The sequence below is a fragment of the Rhizobium sp. BG4 genome (genome assembly GCF_016864575.1).
Classification (GTDB): domain Bacteria; phylum Pseudomonadota; class Alphaproteobacteria; order Rhizobiales; family Rhizobiaceae; genus Rhizobium.
Window position 1 is genome coordinate 2,467,389 of record NZ_CP044125.1, and the last position, 15,675, is coordinate 2,483,063.

The window sequence follows — 15,675 nt, forward strand, 5'->3', positions numbered from 1 at the left end:
TGAAGCTGCAAATCATATCTCTCCACAATGACGGGGCGGGGGAGCGCGAGAGCGCGGGGCCCCCTTTTTCAGAGGTTCTTTTTCATGAAGCGTCCAAACGTAAAAACATCGATGGTGGCGATATTCGCGGTCATCGCGGTCTTGTTCGGCCTGACCGGCTTTATTTCGCTGCGCAGCCTCAACACGTTCAACGAGAATGCCGACGACTTCGCGACCAGCTATCTGCCGGGCGTTTCGAAGGCGACCGATATCCAGCTGGCGCGCTACTCGCTGCGCGGCTCCTACGGTGACTACGTCATGGGCCGCACCGAAGGCGGTCCGGATGGCTTCGTGAAGAAGATCAAGTCGAAGCAGGCAGCGCTGCTGAAGGCCGTTGCCGACTTCAAGGATCAGGTCGATACCGACGCCGAGCGTGAGGCCTTCGCCTCGATCGACGATACGTCCTCCAAATATGTCTCCGCGGGCGACAACCTGATTGCGCTCCTCCAGGCCGGCGAAAAGCAGAAGGCAATCGATGCCTTCGACAAGGATCTCGGCCCGATCGCCGACGAGCTGGCCGCCAGCGTCGACAAGGTCGTGAAGTCGAACCAGGCACTGGCCGCCAGTGCCGCTGCCGAAAACCGTTCGGAATTCAGCCGCACACTGCTGCTGCTCAGCGTCATTCTCGGCATGAGCGCGCTGCTCGTCTGCGGTGCAGCCTATTTCGGCATTGCCGGCATTGCCAATGCGATCGGCCGGATCACCGGTTCGATGCGCGCCCTCGCCAACGGCGATACGCATATGACGGTTGCCGACGCCCATCGCGGCGACGAGATCGGCGAGATGGCAAAGGCCGTCGAAGTGTTCCGTCAGGCTGCGATCGAGAACGTAAAGCTGCAGGCCGATGCGGAAGCCAACCGCGCCCAGGCCGAAGCCGACCGCGAACGGCTGACGCGTGACGCCGAAAGCGCTGCCCAGGCACGTCTCAGCGAAGCGACCGCCGGTCTTGCGGCTGGCCTGAAGCGCCTTGCCAATGGCGATCTCAGCTTCCAGCTCAACGAAGCCTTCGCGCCTGATTTCGAGCCGCTGCGCCAGGACCTGAACGGCGCCGTCATGCAGCTTGCCAACACGATGAAGGCGATCTCCTCTTCGGCAGGCGCGATCGGCACCGGTACCCGCGAAATCGGCAGCGGTGCGGACGATCTCTCGAAGCGCACGGAACAGCAGGCCGCTTCGCTCGAGGAAACGGCAGCGGCGCTCGATGAGATCACCGTCAACGTCTCGAACTCTTCCAAGCGCGCCGACGAGGCCCGCCAGGTGGCGATCCAGGCAAATGAAAGCGCTGCCCGCTCCGGCCAGGTCGTCTCCAACGCCGTCAACGCGATGCAGAAGATCGAGCAGTCGTCGAACCAGATCTCCAGCATTATCGGCGTCATCGACGAAATCGCCTTCCAGACCAACCTCCTGGCCCTCAATGCCGGTGTCGAAGCCGCGCGTGCCGGTGAAGCCGGTAAGGGTTTCGCCGTCGTCGCCCAGGAAGTCCGTGAGCTTGCTCAGCGCTCGGCGGAAGCCGCCAAGCAGATCAAGGACCTGATCCGCAACTCGTCCGTCGAAGTACAGGGCGGCGTCCAGCTGGTGCGTGAAACCGGCGATGCGCTGAAGACCATTGAGGGGCTGATCGTCTCGATCAACCAGCACATGGATGCGATCGCCACGTCGTCCCGTGAGCAGTCGACCGGTCTCTCCGAGGTCAACAGCGCCGTCAACCAGATGGACCAGGTAACCCAGCAGAACGCGGCGATGGTGGAAGAAACCAATGCCGCCAGCGCGACGCTCGCCTCCGAAGCAGTCCGCCTGCGCGACCTGATCGCCAACTTCAAGCTGGCCGGCGATCACCATCAGGGTGCTTCCGACGCCGAAGCTCTGCGCCGCACGGCCTCTGCAATGGCCCGCAGCGCGCCGAAGGCCGCTGCACCGGTCTATCGCAGCCACGGCAACGCCGCCGTGCAGCAGGAATGGTCGGAATTCTAATTCCAACTGTCTGAAAACAGATCGTAATTCGATCGAACGGCCGGTCCGCTGAAAGGCGGGCCGGCCGTTGCCGTTTGGGTGCCCGGGCGAAAGAATTGCGGCAAAAAAGTGTCAACGGACACTGGATAGGTGGCGATGTCAGCTAAATGACAGCTTCTTGTGGTGCTTTCGGACACTTCTTCTCCGTGGAGGCGGAGGAAGTTTCGGGAGGACTTGCCGTTCATTTGCGATCGATCGCTCTTTCGCCGGCGGCCGTGCTTCCCCCGATCCCTGACAGCAATGACGCGGCTTAAAGCCCGCGCTCAAGGAGGACACGTCTTGAAACATACATTTATCGCCACTCTCTTTGCAGCCGCCATCGCGCTGCCGGCCGTTGCGGCCGATTACACGATCATCGCTCCGGCAGCGCCGGGCGGCGGCTGGGACCAGACGGCCCGTTCGCTGCAGTCGGTGATGCAGCAGGAAGGCATTTCCAGCAACGTTCAGGTTCAGAACGTACCGGGCGCCGGCGGCACCATCGGTCTGGCGCAGTTCGCCAACCAGAGCGCCGGCAACCCGAACACGCTGATCGTGGGCGGCTACGTCATGGTCGGCGCGATCCTAACCAACAAGGCACCGATCACGCTCGCCAACGTTACGCCGATCGCCCGCCTCACCGGCGAATACGAAGCCGTCGTCGTTCCGGCATCGTCCGACATCAAGACCATGGCCGATCTCGTTGCCAAGCTGAAGTCCGATCCCGGCTCGGTCTCCTGGGGCGGCGGCTCTGCCGGCGGTACCGACCACATCACGGCCGGCCTGATCGCAAAGGCTTCGGGCGTCGACCCGACCAAGGTCAACTACATCGCCTTCTCCGGCGGCGGCGAAGCGCTTGCCGCTATTCTCGGCGGCCAGGTCACGGCCGGCATCTCCAGCTACAGCGAGTTCGAATCGCAGGTTAAGGCCGGCACGCTGCGCCTTCTCGCCGTTTCGAGCGACGCTCGCCTCGAAGGCATCGATGCACCGACCCTGAAGGAAGCCGGCACCGATGTGTCGATCCAGAACTGGCGCATGGTTGCAGCCGCTCCCGGTCTGACGGACGAGGAAGTCAAGGTTATCGCTGCCGACGTCGAAAAGCTGCACAAGTCTGCCGGCTGGCAGGAAACGCTGAAGACCAAGGGCTGGGCTGACACCTACCTCGCGGGCGATGAGTTCAAGGCTCAGCTCGAGAAGGACGTTTCGGCGACCGAAGGCATTCTCAAAGAGATTGGACTGGTAAAATGAGCGAGGGTAACACCCCCTCGGCAACGAAGCGCCGCCCTGATTGGGCGGCGCTGGCTATTGCCGTCTTTCTGTTCGCAATCTCGGGCGTGATATTCTGGGATGCGTCTCATCTGAGCGCGATTGCGCAGTATGACCGCGTCGGTCCGGCGACAGTGCCGGAGTTCGTCGCCTTTGGTCTTGCCGCTCTCGGTCTGTGGACGGTCGCGGAAGCCTGGCGTGGCGAGTTCCCGGAGCGCGAGCGCCAGGAAGTTCCGCCGGTTCTCTGGGTCGTCGCGGGTCTGGCCTGTCAGATGATCTTCCTGCGCACCGCAGGTTTCTCGATCGCCACCGGCCTGCTCTTCGGCCTGACGGCGCGCGGCTTCGGCAAGCGCCAGCTGTGGATCTCGATCCCTGTTGGTATCGTCTTCAGTTTCATTGTCTGGATGATCTTCTCCAAGCTGCTGCAGCTGACGCTGCCTGCCGGCTGGCTTGAACATCTGTTCTTCTAAGGTGCAGCCCCCATGAGCACTTTCGAATTCCTTCTTCAGGGTCTCGCGGTTGCATTCCAGCCGATGAACCTGCTCTTCGCCTTCATCGGCGTCATGCTCGGCACCGCTGTCGGCGTTCTCCCGGGCATCGGCCCGGCGCTGACCGTCGCGCTGCTGCTGCCTGCCACCTACAAGCTCGATCCGGGCGGCTCGCTGATCATGTTCGCGGGCATCTATTACGGCGGCATGTATGGCGGGTCGACGACCTCGATCCTCTTGAACACTCCGGGCGAAAGCTCGTCGATCGTCACCGCGCTCGAGGGCAACAAGATGGCTCGCGCCGGACGCGGCGGACCGGCACTTGCGACGGCCGCCATCGGCTCCTTCGTCGCGGGTCTGATCGCGACGCTCGGCCTCGCCTTCATCGCGCCCTACATCGTCAAGCTGGCGCTGGTCTTCGGTCCGCGCGAATATTTCGCGCTGATGATCCTTGCCTTCGTCACGGTATCGTCTGCTTTCGGCGACTCGGCGCTGCGCGGTCTGACGTCGCTGTTCATCGGCTTTGCGCTGGCCATGGTCGGTATCGACCAGCAGACCGGCCAGGCGCGTCTCTCTTTCGGCATTCCCGATCTGCTTGACGGCATCGAAGTGACGACGCTTGCCGTTGCGATGTTCGCGATCGGCGAGACGCTTTACATCGCTGCCCAGGGCAATCTGGTTGCCGACAAGATCGAGGCCGTGAAGGGTTCGCTCTGGATGACGGCGCAGGACTGGAGCCGCTCCTGGAAGGCGTGGCTGCGCGGAACGGTCATCGGTTTCCCGATCGGCGCGATGCCGGCCGGTGGTGCCGAAATCGGCACGTTCCTCTCCTATGCCACCGAGAAGCGCCTGTCGAAGAACCCGGAAGAGTTCGGCAAGGGCGCGATCGAAGGCGTTGCCGGTCCCGAGGCTGCCAACAATGCATCGGCTGCCGGTACGCTCGTGCCGCTGCTGACGCTCGGCCTGCCGACCTCGGCGACGGCTGCGATCATGCTCGCCGGCTTCCAGCAATACGGCCTACAGCCCGGTCCGCTGTTGTTTGCGACCAATCCGCAGCTCGTCTGGGGGCTGATCGCCTCGCTGCTGCTCGCCAACGCTATGCTGCTGGTTCTGAACCTGCCGCTGATCGGCCTCTGGGTGCGTCTGCTGACCATCCCGAAGCCGTGGCTCTACGCCGGCATCCTGCTGTTTGCGACGCTCGGCACCATCGGCGCCAACCCGTCGGTCTTCGAACTCGGCATGCTGCTCGCCTTCGGCGTGCTCGGCTACATCATGCGTCTCTTCGGCTATCCGATCGCGCCTGTCGTCGTCGGCCTGATCCTCGGACCGCTTGCCGAACAGCAGCTGCGCCGTGCGCTGTCGATCAGCCAGGGCGACCTGACGACGCTGGTGATGTCGCCGATCGCGGCAGGCCTTCTGCTCGTTGCGGCAGCGGCCTTCATCATTCCGCTGATTCTTCGGTTGCGCGGGCGCGGGCAGGTCCTTTCCCAGCTCGCTGCAAACGAAGACTAACAAAAAGACGCCACTAACCCCTACCTGCCAACCGGCCCGCGCAAGCGGGCCGGTTTTTTTTCCGTTTTGACTGCAAGATGATTGGATGGACCGCTTTGTATTCCATAAATTTCGCTAGTGAAATTTGCGGTATTGGCGACCTCTTAGAGTTAATTCTGTTTTAATCCCTCAGCCATTACTTTGATAAGAATCGTATATGATGTCGCATCTTCGTATTTCTATTGCTGATGTCATATACTTTCATATTTTCATTTTAGGATCATTCGATGAAGCGCCCCCGCATCAAGATGTTATTGTCTGCCATTTTCGCCGCCGTCGCGATCATGTTTGCATTGCTTGGATGGATGGCGATCAGCAGCATGAGCATGCTGCACGGCCAGACCGAGGTGATCGCCACGAACTGGATCCCGAAGATCTCGACGGGCAAAAGCATCGAGAGCGCCTTCTACCAGCTCGACAACGCCTATTCGCAGCACATCCTGGCTTCGACGCCTGAGGAGATGAAATCTGCCGAAGCGCTGATTGCCGAGCGGAACGGCGCGCTTCAGAAGCAGCTGGAGACCTATCATCCGCTGATCTCGACGCCGAAGGGCGCAGACTTGATCAAGTCTATCGAAGACAGCATCGATGCCTATCGCAAGGCGTCCGAACACATGGTCGAGCTTTCCTCGGCAGGCAAGGATGCGGAGGCCAAGGCTTCGCTTTCCGGCGAGATGCGCACGGCGATGAACAATGCCAGCGCCCATCTGAACGAACTGCTCGACTTCAACACGGCGAGCTCCGAGAAAATCCATCAGCAGGGTGCTGACGTGTTCCGGTCGACGCTGGTATTCGCCTGCAGCCTGATTGCCGGATGCCTTGCCATCCTCATTGCCTCGGTGGTCTTTGCGATTGCCGGTATTGCGCGGCCGATCGAGGCGATCACGGCGTCGATGCGCGTACTTGCCGGCGGCAATGACGAGGCGGCGATTCCCTTTGCCGGGCGTACCGACGAGATCGGCGACATGGCGGCGGCGGTTGAGGTGTTCCGTGCCAATTCAGTCGCCAACAAGCGGCTGGAGCGGGAAGGGGCCGAGCAGCGCCATCTCACCGAAGAGCAGCGGCTTCGCACGGCCGAAAGCGATCGCATCAGGGCCGAGCAGATGCGCCAGGCGACGTCGGGCCTTGGAAATGGTCTCAAGCATCTGGCATCCGGCGACCTGTCCTTCCAGCTCGACCAGCCTTTCGCGGAAGATTTCGAATCCCTTCGTGCCGATTTCAACGGCTCGGTGACACAGCTTGCTGAGGTTCTGCGCGCCGTTTCCGCCAGCGCCTCGTCGATCGACAGCGGCAGCCGCGAGATCAGCCAGAGCGCCGACGACCTGTCGCAGCGAACCGAGCGTCAGGCCTCCTCGCTGGAGGAGACGGCGGCGGCACTCGACGAGATCACGGCGAACGTTGCCAATTCCTCGAAGCGTGCCGAAGAGGCGAAGGTCGTTGCCGTTGAGGCGAATGAGAGCGCCGCGAAGTCTGGCGCCGTCGTCTCCGATGCAGTCCGGGCGATGGAGCGCATCGAGCAGTCGTCGAGCCAGATTTCCAACATCATCGGCGTCATCGACGATATCGCCTTCCAGACCAACCTGTTGGCGCTGAACGCCGGTGTCGAGGCTGCGCGTGCCGGCGAGGCGGGCAAGGGCTTTGCCGTTGTTGCACAGGAGGTGCGCGAGCTGGCGCAGCGGTCCGCCCAGGCGGCACGCGAGATCAAGTCGCTGATCGACGCCTCGACGGGCGAAGTCGAGGCGGGCGTGCGGCTGGTGCGCGAGACCGGCGATGCGCTGACGGCGATCGGCGAGCACGTTGCCGTCATCAACCGCCACATGGAGGCAATCGCCACGTCGTCGCGCGAGCAGTCTCTCGGCCTCAACGAGGTGAACGCTGCCGTCAACCAGATGGACCAGGTGACCCAGCAAAATGCCGCGATGGTCGAGGAGACAAGTGCGGCCGGTGCCACACTTGCCACCGAGAGCGGCCGGTTGCGCGACCTGATCGGCAGGTTCAGGCTCGGCCAGCAGCAGGCGGCTGCGCCTGCCGCAAGGGCGGTCAGCGAGGCGGCTCCGCGTGCGGCGCGCTATGCAACTTCGGGCAACGCCGCACTGAAGCAGGAATGGTCGGAATTCTGAGTTTCACCACAGCCTGAACGCGATCGAAGCCCGGCTCTCATGTGGCCGGGCTTTTGCATTTCGGCCGCCGCATCGGCGTTTTTGCATGGCAGCGCTGAATTTCCGCGACTTGTGGTAGATGTTGCGATGCACCATATGTGAGCAGTCAATAATGAAGCTAAAGCGAGAAGACAATGTCCTACGTTAAGTCCATCCGTGAAGGTTTCCTTGGCCGCGCCTTCGCCGTCATTGGTGCCGCAAATGCAGTCAGCGCCGCAGTCGATGCAGGCCGCCGTCCGCAGGGCCGTCATCTGAAGACGCTCGGCATCGACGCCGATGTGTTCGATCACATCCGCCGCTAAGCGCCGCTGAAACCTACGCATGAAAATAGCCCGCAACCGGTTGGTCGCGGGCTTTATTTTTATCTTGGTGACTGCGGCTGATGCCCCGCCGCAGTCCTGCTATCAGGCTTCCACGCTCTTGGCGTGATGGCCGTGGGCAAGTCCTTCCGCTGCTTCCTTGCGGTTATGACGGATCGACGACCAGAGCGAGATGCCGATCAGCGTCGCGCCACCGAGACCGGTGATCACCTCAGGAATGTGGTAGAGCGTCTGGACATACATGATCACTGCCAGGATCAGGATCGCATAGAACGCGCCGTGTTCCAGGTAGCGGTATTCCGTCAGCGTTCCCTTTTCGACCAGCATGATCGTCATCGAGCGAACGTACATGGCGCCGATGCCAAGGCCGATGGCGATGATGAAGAGGTTCTGCGTCAGGGCGAAGGCGCCGATGACGCCGTCGAACGAGAAGCTGGCATCCAGCACTTCCAGATAGATGAAGGCGCCGAGACCGCCGCGGGCGGCTTCGCTCATCGCCCGCTGCGAGGCATCCAGCAGGCCGCCGATGACTTCGACAGCCAGGAAGGTCACTAGGCCATAGATCGCGCTATAGACGAAGGTGGTGGCTTCCTCGCCTTCCAGAAGCGACGAGAAGAGCAGGATGAGCAGGAGAACGACAGCGATCTCGATGCCCTTGATGGCCGCACCGCGCGACATCATCCGCTCCAGCGAGGAGATCCAGTGGATATCCTTCTCGTGGTTGAAGAAGTAGGAGAGGCCGACCATCATCAGGAACGTGCCGCCGAAGGCTGCGATCGGCAGGTGGGCGTCGTTCATGATGCGGGCATATTCGGCCGGTTCGCGGGCCGCGAGGATGATCGCGTCGATCGGGCCGATACCGGCGGCGATGACGACGATCGCCAGCGGGAAGACGATACGCATGCCGAAGACGGCGATGACGATACCCCAGGTCAGGAAGCGATGCTGCCACTCCGGCGTCATCTCTTTGAGCTTGTTGGCGTTGACGATGGCGTTGTCGAAGGAGAGCGATATCTCCAGCACGGCCAGAACCGCGCAGATGAAGAAGACGGTCGCCATGCCGCCGATCGTGCCGGTCGATTGCCAGCCGAGAATGGCGCCGAGCGCCAGGCCGACTGCGGTGATGATGAAGGACCAGCGGAAATATCCGAGGGTCGACTTATGGCTTTGTGCCTGGTTCATGGCCGCACCTCATTCGTGCGGACATCGTTTTTGACATTGGGTGTCGTGGAGGAACGCGGCATGCCAGAACGGGCATGCGCGAAAGGCATGGTGAACTTGTTCATCGATTGAAAATCCGCCGGCTCTCTGCAGGCGGTACCGACATCACGAGAGCGCCGTAAAAACTCTCGCCAGAGGGGCCCGGCACCAGTGTTTATCCATCGCCGATGTTTTTCGCATGGGGGGCAACCACGCACATCTCTGCGGCGACAGATCAGCGCTTAGGTAATCAACTTATACAGGCAGTCAAGAGGGAAGACGTCTGATCCCAGCACGATTTTCTTTGGAACCTTACGCAGCCCCGGCCGTTTGAATGAGGTTGAGCGATGCGATGCATCGCGGGTGCGATGATAAGGAGGCCGATGATGCAGACTTCGACCCACTCCCCCGACAAGAGAACCGAGGCAGCCGACCGCATGAAGCGGGCACGCCCGAACCGCATGCAGAAGGCACAGGTGCTGCCGCCGCATCAGGTGGATCTCACCCTGCCGCAATCGCCGGTGCATGATGTTCATGTCCCCGCGCATGTGAGCGGCAGCGATCTTTCCAAGGGCGGTCCGGATATTGCCGCCGATGCCATCAAGAACAAGCGCTGAGCCAGTAGCCACTATGAAAGGTGATACGCGAATGGACACTCGTCTTGTGCCGCAGGACATCTATCTCCAGCATGAAGAAGAATGGCGGATGATCCGCACAGCCGAAGACAGCGGCAAGGATGAGCGCAGAGGCAGCGTTGCCTGGAAAGGCATCAAGGCGAAACCGAAGGCTTCGCCATCCCTCGATCAGGAAAGATCGATCCGCAATTGATGTAGATGAGCCCGGCCCAGCCGGGCTTTTTCTCTAGTGGTGATCTTTCTCGTCGGAAGCAGAGAGGCGCTTTTCCATCTTGCCGAAGGCATAGAGAACGCAGACGGCCGCCACGGTGGCGAAGAAGGCGATCGGCCAGTAGCCGAAGCCCATGGCGAGACCGATCGCGCCGGACAGCCACATGCCTGCCCCTGTCGTCAGTCCCCTCACCCGGCCACGGGCAAAGACGATCATTCCAGCAGCCAGAAACGCCACGCCGGCCGTCACCGCTTCGATGACGCGGAGCGGATCGATGCGGACCTGCTGGTCGTCGGCAATGCCGGGCATATGCACGGCCTCGATCGAGATGATGCCGAAGAGGGCGGCGGCGAGGCTGATCAGGATATGCGTTCGAAAGCCCGCCGGGTGATCACGGGCCTCGCGCTCGATGCCGATTAGGCCGCCAAGGATGACCGCGCCGATCATGCGGGCGAAGATAACAGGGTAGTGGATGCGCGACTCGGGAAACATGTCGGCAAAGACAAGGTCCATGGCTTCAGTTCTCCAGCGAAGAATTCTTCGCTGACTAACGCCGGCAGGTCACCTTCGTTCGGCTTCAGAAACCGATCGTCTCTTCGTATTTGTCCCAGGAGCTGTACATGGCGTAGCGGCCAAGGCCCTTGATGGCGAAATTGCCGTAATAGGGGCTGAGCTGGAATTCGGCGGCGGTCTCGCTCATCTTCTCGACGGCGCCGACATAGATTGCCGAGGCAAGACCGGTCCGGTTGGCGCCGTGTTCGCAGTGGATGAGAAGCGGCTTCGGCGCATCGGCCATGATCTTTGCCAGCTTCTGCGCTTCCGCGATCGGCAATTCGCGCGACGAAGACATCGGGAAGTCGATCAGGGTGATGCCGTTGTCGGCCGCCGCCTTCTGTTCGTCGGTGTACCATTCCGTGCGCTTTTCGTTGCGCAGGTTCAGGATGGTGCGGATGCCGTGGTTCTTCGCGTAGGCGTTGACATCGGCGCCGCTCGGCTGCGCTGAGCGGTAGAGCTCTCCAGCGATCACTTCATGGAAATTACCCGTCGCCTGTCCGAGTGCCGCATGCGCGCCGACAAGGGCCGCCAATCCGAGGATGGCGCCTGCGGGCCAGGCTATGAAGGACAGATAACGCATCAGACACCGGTTGCTTTACGCGCGACTAGCCACCCAAATGGGGGCTCAATGTGACGGATGCCAGACCGCACGCATATTATTCTCAGATAGACCTTGTTCCGCTTCGTTGTCCAGCGTCCGCAGAAGCCTGTGCATAGCCATGCCGTTCGCCAACCTTTCGGAAAGGATTGCCGTCCAATAATCCGGCCACTCACGGGATTCGGGACAATGGCGAAGACAGCGACTCGCGGCCGTAGCCGCAAATCATCGGGACGCAGCAAGAGCAGCGGCAGCGGCATCCTGCCCTGGGCGGCGATCGGCATTCTGACCGTCGGCGGCATCTATGCGCACGACAACTGGAAAAGCGTGAAGCCGATGCTGGCCCGCGCACCCGATGTCTCGACGATCACGGCTGCAATCAAGCCGGATGCTCCGAAGGCCACAGCGCCCAAGACTGCGGAAACGAGGACTGCCGAGCCGAAGCCGGCCGTTGCACTCGCTCAGCCGCAGCGTCCGCTGCCGCCGGCCGATGTGCCCGTGCCCGCCGCCCAGCCGGTCAAGGCATCGCCGGCCGATACGCTAAGCGGCAAGGCTGCCTTCGGCTATTGCGGCCAGGGCGAGCATGTGAACTGCGTCGGTGATGGCGGGGTGTTCTGGTACAAGGGCGAGAAGATCGTCGTTGCCGATGCGCTGGTGCCAGATGTCACCAACGCGCGCTGCGAAAACGAGCGGCGCCTCGGCTTTGCCGCCAAATCGCGTGTCTTCAAGTTCCTGAATGCCGGACCCTTCACCATGAATACGGCCGGCAAGGGCGGCAATGACGGCGCCCCGCGGGTGATTTCCCGCGACGGCCGTTCGTTGGGCGCGCAGCTCACGAACGAGGGGCTGGCACGCAAGCCAGGCGCCGGCGGCGCCTGGTGCGCCTGATCTGATTATTTCTTGGCGGGTTTGGCCTCGGGTGTCGGCGCTACTGCTGCGGCGGGCGCCTTCGGCTGAACCGGCGCCTTGCCGTTAGTCTGGAAATTGGCAGCGAAGGTGCTGTCCTTGCTCTCGGCGGTGCATTCGATCGCTACCGGCTTGCCGCCGTAGGGATTGCCGAAGGTGCAGCTGCCGGCAACCTTCACTTCGCCGGTCATCTTCTGTCCGACGCCCGTGGTCACCAGCGTCAGCGGGATCCGGGCATTGCCGTTCGAGGCCGGCTTGATCGCCTTGCCGTCACCCTGGAAGCCCAGCATCTTGCCCTGTGCCGTGAAGATGAAGGTCACGTCGCCGTTCGGCAGCGCCACGGCCGCGATCTCGTTCTTGCAGGGCTTGGAAACATCGAGCTTGCCGACGACAAGCTTGGAGCATCGGCCGGCCAGCGTGGTAACGCCTGCGCTCGGAAAGTTCTGGGATTGGGCGGAGGCCGAACCGGCAAAGGCAAAGGCGGAAATGGTGGCTGCGGAGAGGGCTGCCGCGGCGGTAATCAGTCGTCTCATAAGGTTGCAAATCCTGTCATGCTGCTCGTCTGATCTGTGACTGGCATGTTTGTGTGTCGGAATTTTGCTTTGTTCAAGCCTTCGAGACCCGCAAAGATAGATGGCAGGCAAAAATGAAACGGGCCGCTACAGGGGATCGCGGCCCGTTCCAGGAAGCGGGGGCGCCTTGGCGGCAGCCGCCCTCTTTATCTCTTCAGTGCTGGCGGTTGGCGTCTTCCATCGACCAGCCAAAACGCCATGCCTCATAACGCGCGTACCAAGTTTCGAGGGCTGCAGCGTCCCAGATGGGCATGAATTCCGGGTGCGACATAGGGTTGTCACTCAGCCGGCATCCCAGGATGCGGTCGCGGATGCCCCGCTCCTGCATATTCAGCAGCTCTTCGATTTCCATATGCGTGCCCTCAACCACCGGCCCCTCAGCCGACCCGTTCAAGGAAACATTTCCCTTTACTAATGTCCACAAAAGCCGAACTCATCCCCGTTATTCACAGGATTAATCATGAAAAAGCCTTGACGCATTCGGTGATGCGCCAGTGCAACTTCTATCTGCTTAATCCAGTGCGAATTTAACCTTATTAGCACCTTGTGATGGATGTGTGCTGTTACGCCAACTATAGATTTTTATGGGTTGTAAGAGGGCGTGATGGGCAAGGTCGTATCGAAGATCATCCGGATATTGTTGCATCCGGCATGTGTTTGCATTGCCGCGATATTGTTTTTCGCGCTGATCCGTTACCTCGATACCCGCTGGCGGTTCCTGCCCTATACATTCGCCGTGACGCTGGTGATTGCGGCGATCTTCTTCCTGTTTTCGCGGCGCCCCGTCTTTTCGTTCTATGGCGCGGCGGCGATCGTGCTGTTGCAGACGGCGGCGTCGATCGTGAAGTTCAAGCTCAAGGGCTATTCGCTGCACGTTTTTGATTTCATCTTCACCAGCACCGATACGGCGATCCTCGCGTTCCTCATCAAGTATTATACGCCGCTGGTGGTTGGGGCGATGCTGGCGCTCGTTGCTACCGGCGCATTCCTCTGGGCGCTGTTCCGTGCTGAGAAGCCATGGAATGCGCCGGTGCTCGTCCGGTTGCCGGCGCTGCTTCTGACCGTCGGCGTCTCGATCGGCGCACATCCGACGGCGCGGCCGGGCGATCCGCCGTTCATCTTCGGCTTCAACGCCTCGTCGCTCTTCATGTCCTTCTGGCATATTCCGAGCCTGATCGGTGAGCCGCCGCTGGCCGCCAAGCTGCGGGCCGTCCAGACGCAGGGTGCGCTTGCGGATACGGTCGAATGCGGGCCGGAGGTGGGAAGGGCCGACCTCTATCTTGTGCTGTCGGAGAGCCACGCGTCGCCGATGCGATTTCCCGAGATCAGCTTCCCGCCCGAAATCGCCGACACGTTCCGCTCCGGCGACGGTACGATCAAGCCGATGTTCGTGGAAACCTTTGGCGGCGGCACCTGGATGAGCAATTTCTCGATGCTCACGGGACTTTCCAGCGCCGATTTCAGCTGGCAGGCGCCCTATGTGAACCAGTTGCTCGAAGGCAAGATCAAAGGCGCGCTGCCGGAGATGCTGGCGCGCTGCGGCTATCGCACCGTGGCGATCATGCCGATGAAATATAATGCGGTAAACGAAGGGCCGTTCCTGCGCTCGATCGGCTTACAAGAGGTCTTCGACGCCGCCGATCTGGCGCTGCCGGAATGGGGTGTGAGGGACAAACTCTACTTCGACTTTGCCGAAAAGCTGATTGCCGAGCACCGCAAGACCGACAAGCGGCCGCTATTTCTGGCGATGGAGACGATGTTTGCCCATGCGCCCTACGACAAGGAAATGGTGCCGCAGGCTCTCGTGCCCGCCGAGAGCTTTGCCGATGACCGGAAGGTCAATGAATATGCCAGGCGCGTGGCGCTTGCCCGTGCCGATTTGCAGGCGTTTCTCGATCGCCGTGCCGAGGAGGCGCCGGAGCGGCGCAGCGTCGCCGTCGATTTCGGCGATCACCAGTCCGAAGCGACGCTCGGCTACGCGCTGGCGCTCGATCCCGCGAAGAACATGTTCGCCGATTTCCGCTCGCCCGTTTACGAAACCTACTTCGCGGTGAGGGGCTACGGCGTCGACATCGACTATGCAAAACTCGATCAGGCGGAGGACATCGCCTTCGTCATGGCCCGAATTCTGAACGCCACGGGGCTGCCGATCTCGCCGAAATTCAGAAACCTGAATGAACTGAGCGAGGCCTGCGGCGGGCGCTATCACACCTGCAATGACCGCGGGATTGTCGATGAACACTTGAAAAAGCTAGCAAATTCAGGGCTTCTGGATGCCAGCTGACGGCTAAAATCGTCATCACTAATGTTGTAAAAATATCGTTAAAATTGCCCATAACAAGTTTTTGTTCATCTGCCGTTCAGAAAACTGTTTGGGAAAGACGCAAAGTGGCGCACACTCCTCCTTGTGAATAAGGAGATAGTGCATGATTCGATTGACCGCGGCTCTGACGCTGTTCTCAGTCTATGCGTTTACGATGTTCTTCATCGCATCCATTCCTGAGACCCCGTATCTGCAAACCGCAGCAACGACGATAACCGAAGACGCATCGCTTACGAAGTGAGTTGGGCGAAGAGGGCAGGCTTGGGGGCAAGCCTTTGTACAGGGTGGTGGCGTAAATGATACGCTTCCCTGTGTGACAGAGCTTTTATTGCTTTGTCGTGGTGTCAGGAGTTGCGGCCGGGCTGCCTGACTTTGCTGCGGAACCCTCCCATCACCGCGCTGCCGATTTTTATCCAAGCTTTGCCGGCTAGGTTTCAGCGCGTTTCTCATCCCGCTAATAATCAAGACAAAACAAGCTGCCAGAAGCTGGACGACAGCCGTCGGCCGTACGCTTAGGTTGTGCATTTTTCGCCGCTACGAATCGGGCGTTGTTTCTCCATCCTCGCGCAAGCTTAGTGCGACACATATCCCAGCAGGACAACGGCACATTAAGTTGTAATTGCTGGTTGTATGTGCGCCTGGATTTGCAGTTCGCAAATTGAGGCTTCGAGCGCAACGATGTTGCGATTGCCGTGCCGAGGCCGTGGTTGGGGGACCGTGGCTCGGCTCTATGTGCACTGTCCTGGCATCGGCTCCGTCGAGCGATGTCTTCCAAAGCAGTCTGTCGAACCATCCCCTCATGTAGCAACGCGCGGTGCGCGAAGGCTCCGGTCGTGGCTGGAGCGCGCGGACTGCGGCTTCAGGGA

At 61.0% G+C, this 15,675-nt stretch carries 15 protein-coding genes and 1 pseudogene; 11 read left to right on the forward strand and 5 right to left on the reverse strand.

Going from position 1 to position 15,675, the window contains the following annotated elements; all coding sequences use genetic code 11:
• Window positions 1-84: 84 nt before the first annotated feature.
• The 6 genes from F2982_RS12535 (at window position 85) to F2982_RS12560 (ending at window position 7,791) form a co-directional block, all read left to right on the forward strand.
• A complete protein-coding gene (locus F2982_RS12535; RefSeq protein ID WP_203428018.1) occupies window positions 85-2,010 on the forward strand; it encodes a HAMP domain-containing methyl-accepting chemotaxis protein in 1,926 nt (641 codons plus the stop codon).
• A gap of 318 nt (window positions 2,011-2,328) precedes the next feature.
• Window positions 2,329-3,273: a tripartite tricarboxylate transporter substrate binding protein gene (locus F2982_RS12540; RefSeq protein WP_112719701.1), complete on the forward strand. Its 945-nt coding sequence runs from the start codon at window positions 2,329-2,331 to the stop codon at window positions 3,271-3,273.
• Window positions 3,270-3,761: a tripartite tricarboxylate transporter TctB family protein gene (locus tag F2982_RS12545; protein ID WP_112719700.1), complete on the forward strand. Its 492-nt coding sequence runs from the start codon at window positions 3,270-3,272 to the stop codon at window positions 3,759-3,761. The genes F2982_RS12540 and F2982_RS12545 overlap by 4 nt, the downstream gene beginning before the upstream one ends.
• 12 nt (window positions 3,762-3,773) lie before the next feature.
• Window positions 3,774-5,291: a tripartite tricarboxylate transporter permease gene (locus F2982_RS12550; RefSeq protein WP_112719699.1), complete on the forward strand. Its 1,518-nt coding sequence runs from the start codon at window positions 3,774-3,776 to the stop codon at window positions 5,289-5,291.
• 266 nt (window positions 5,292-5,557) lie between these two features.
• The gene (locus F2982_RS12555; RefSeq protein WP_203428019.1) at window positions 5,558-7,450 is read left to right on the forward strand and encodes a methyl-accepting chemotaxis protein; all 1,893 of its coding nucleotides are present in this window, start codon (window positions 5,558-5,560) and stop codon (window positions 7,448-7,450) included.
• 173 nt (window positions 7,451-7,623) lie between these two features.
• Entirely contained in the window at window positions 7,624-7,791 is a 168-nt protein-coding gene (locus F2982_RS12560) for a hypothetical protein (protein WP_165402725.1), read from the forward strand.
• Window positions 7,792-7,893: 102 nt separating this feature from the next.
• Here the strand turns inward: F2982_RS12560 and F2982_RS12565 are convergent, their stop codons facing one another.
• On the reverse strand, window positions 7,894-8,991 hold the full coding sequence (locus F2982_RS12565; protein ID WP_199628991.1) for a DUF475 domain-containing protein: 1,098 nt from the start codon (window positions 8,989-8,991) through the stop codon (window positions 7,894-7,896).
• Between the two features lie 401 nt (window positions 8,992-9,392).
• Here F2982_RS12565 and F2982_RS12570 point away from each other — a divergent pair, with 401 nt between their 5' ends.
• Both F2982_RS12570 and F2982_RS12575 read left to right on the forward strand, forming a co-directional pair.
• The gene (locus F2982_RS12570; protein ID WP_203428020.1) at window positions 9,393-9,626 is read left to right on the forward strand and encodes a hypothetical protein; all 234 of its coding nucleotides are present in this window, start codon (window positions 9,393-9,395) and stop codon (window positions 9,624-9,626) included.
• Window positions 9,627-9,657: 31 nt separating this feature from the next.
• Complete coding sequence (locus F2982_RS12575; protein ID WP_203428021.1) at window positions 9,658-9,837, forward strand: hypothetical protein; 180 nt, start codon at window positions 9,658-9,660, stop codon at window positions 9,835-9,837.
• Between the two features lie 33 nt (window positions 9,838-9,870).
• Here the strand turns inward: F2982_RS12575 and F2982_RS12580 are convergent, their stop codons facing one another.
• Together F2982_RS12580 and F2982_RS12585 are read right to left on the reverse strand one after the other, a co-directional pair.
• A complete protein-coding gene (locus F2982_RS12580) occupies window positions 9,871-10,368 on the reverse strand; it encodes an MgtC/SapB family protein (RefSeq protein WP_203428022.1) in 498 nt (165 codons plus the stop codon).
• A gap of 64 nt (window positions 10,369-10,432) precedes the next feature.
• A complete protein-coding gene (locus F2982_RS12585; protein WP_199628995.1) occupies window positions 10,433-10,990 on the reverse strand; it encodes a tyrosine-protein phosphatase in 558 nt (185 codons plus the stop codon).
• Window positions 10,991-11,197: 207 nt separating this feature from the next.
• Between F2982_RS12585 and F2982_RS12590 the strand changes: the two genes are divergently transcribed.
• Entirely contained in the window at window positions 11,198-11,896 is a 699-nt protein-coding gene (locus F2982_RS12590) for a hypothetical protein (protein ID WP_112719692.1), read from the forward strand.
• Window positions 11,897-11,901: 5 nt separating this feature from the next.
• On the opposite strand, the gene F2982_RS12595 is transcribed toward F2982_RS12590, so the two are convergent.
• Both F2982_RS12595 and F2982_RS12600 read right to left on the reverse strand, forming a co-directional pair.
• On the reverse strand, window positions 11,902-12,447 hold the full coding sequence (locus F2982_RS12595; protein WP_203428023.1) for a hypothetical protein: 546 nt from the start codon (window positions 12,445-12,447) through the stop codon (window positions 11,902-11,904).
• Window positions 12,448-12,655: 208 nt separating this feature from the next.
• Window positions 12,656-12,838, reverse strand: a pseudogene (locus F2982_RS12600) (CrpP-related protein); the annotation flags it as partial.
• Window positions 12,839-13,090: 252 nt separating this feature from the next.
• Here F2982_RS12600 and F2982_RS12605 point away from each other — a divergent pair.
• Window positions 13,091-14,770: a sulfatase-like hydrolase/transferase gene (locus tag F2982_RS12605; RefSeq protein WP_203428024.1), complete on the forward strand. Its 1,680-nt coding sequence runs from the start codon at window positions 13,091-13,093 to the stop codon at window positions 14,768-14,770.
• A gap of 142 nt (window positions 14,771-14,912) precedes the next feature.
• The gene (locus tag F2982_RS12610; RefSeq protein WP_199628999.1) at window positions 14,913-15,050 is read left to right on the forward strand and encodes a hypothetical protein; all 138 of its coding nucleotides are present in this window, start codon (window positions 14,913-14,915) and stop codon (window positions 15,048-15,050) included.
• Window positions 15,051-15,675: the final 625 nt, after the last annotated feature.

What these genes read in the sequence shown, in the direction of transcription:
- F2982_RS12535 (WP_203428018.1), top strand. Translation starts at nt 85, where the DNA reads ATGAAGCGTCCAAACGTAAAAACATCGATGGTGGCGATATTCGCGGTC.
- F2982_RS12545 (WP_112719700.1), top strand. Translation starts at nt 3,270, where the DNA reads ATGAGCGAGGGTAACACCCCCTCGGCAACGAAGCGCCGCCCTGATTGG.
- F2982_RS12550 (WP_112719699.1), top strand. Translation starts at nt 3,774, where the DNA reads ATGAGCACTTTCGAATTCCTTCTTCAGGGTCTCGCGGTTGCATTCCAG.
- F2982_RS12555 (WP_203428019.1), top strand. Translation starts at nt 5,558, where the DNA reads ATGAAGCGCCCCCGCATCAAGATGTTATTGTCTGCCATTTTCGCCGCC.
- F2982_RS12560 (WP_165402725.1), top strand. Translation starts at nt 7,624, where the DNA reads ATGTCCTACGTTAAGTCCATCCGTGAAGGTTTCCTTGGCCGCGCCTTC.
- F2982_RS12565 (WP_199628991.1), bottom strand. Translation starts at nt 8,991, where the DNA reads ATGAACCAGGCACAAAGCCATAAGTCGACCCTCGGATATTTCCGCTGG.
- F2982_RS12570 (WP_203428020.1), top strand. Translation starts at nt 9,393, where the DNA reads ATGATGCAGACTTCGACCCACTCCCCCGACAAGAGAACCGAGGCAGCC.
- F2982_RS12575 (WP_203428021.1), top strand. Translation starts at nt 9,658, where the DNA reads ATGGACACTCGTCTTGTGCCGCAGGACATCTATCTCCAGCATGAAGAA.
- F2982_RS12580 (WP_203428022.1), bottom strand. Translation starts at nt 10,368, where the DNA reads ATGGACCTTGTCTTTGCCGACATGTTTCCCGAGTCGCGCATCCACTAC.
- F2982_RS12585 (WP_199628995.1), bottom strand. Translation starts at nt 10,990, where the DNA reads ATGCGTTATCTGTCCTTCATAGCCTGGCCCGCAGGCGCCATCCTCGGA.
- F2982_RS12590 (WP_112719692.1), top strand. Translation starts at nt 11,198, where the DNA reads ATGGCGAAGACAGCGACTCGCGGCCGTAGCCGCAAATCATCGGGACGC.
- F2982_RS12595 (WP_203428023.1), bottom strand. Translation starts at nt 12,447, where the DNA reads ATGAGACGACTGATTACCGCCGCGGCAGCCCTCTCCGCAGCCACCATT.
- F2982_RS12605 (WP_203428024.1), top strand. Translation starts at nt 13,091, where the DNA reads ATGGGCAAGGTCGTATCGAAGATCATCCGGATATTGTTGCATCCGGCA.
- F2982_RS12610 (WP_199628999.1), top strand. Translation starts at nt 14,913, where the DNA reads ATGATTCGATTGACCGCGGCTCTGACGCTGTTCTCAGTCTATGCGTTT.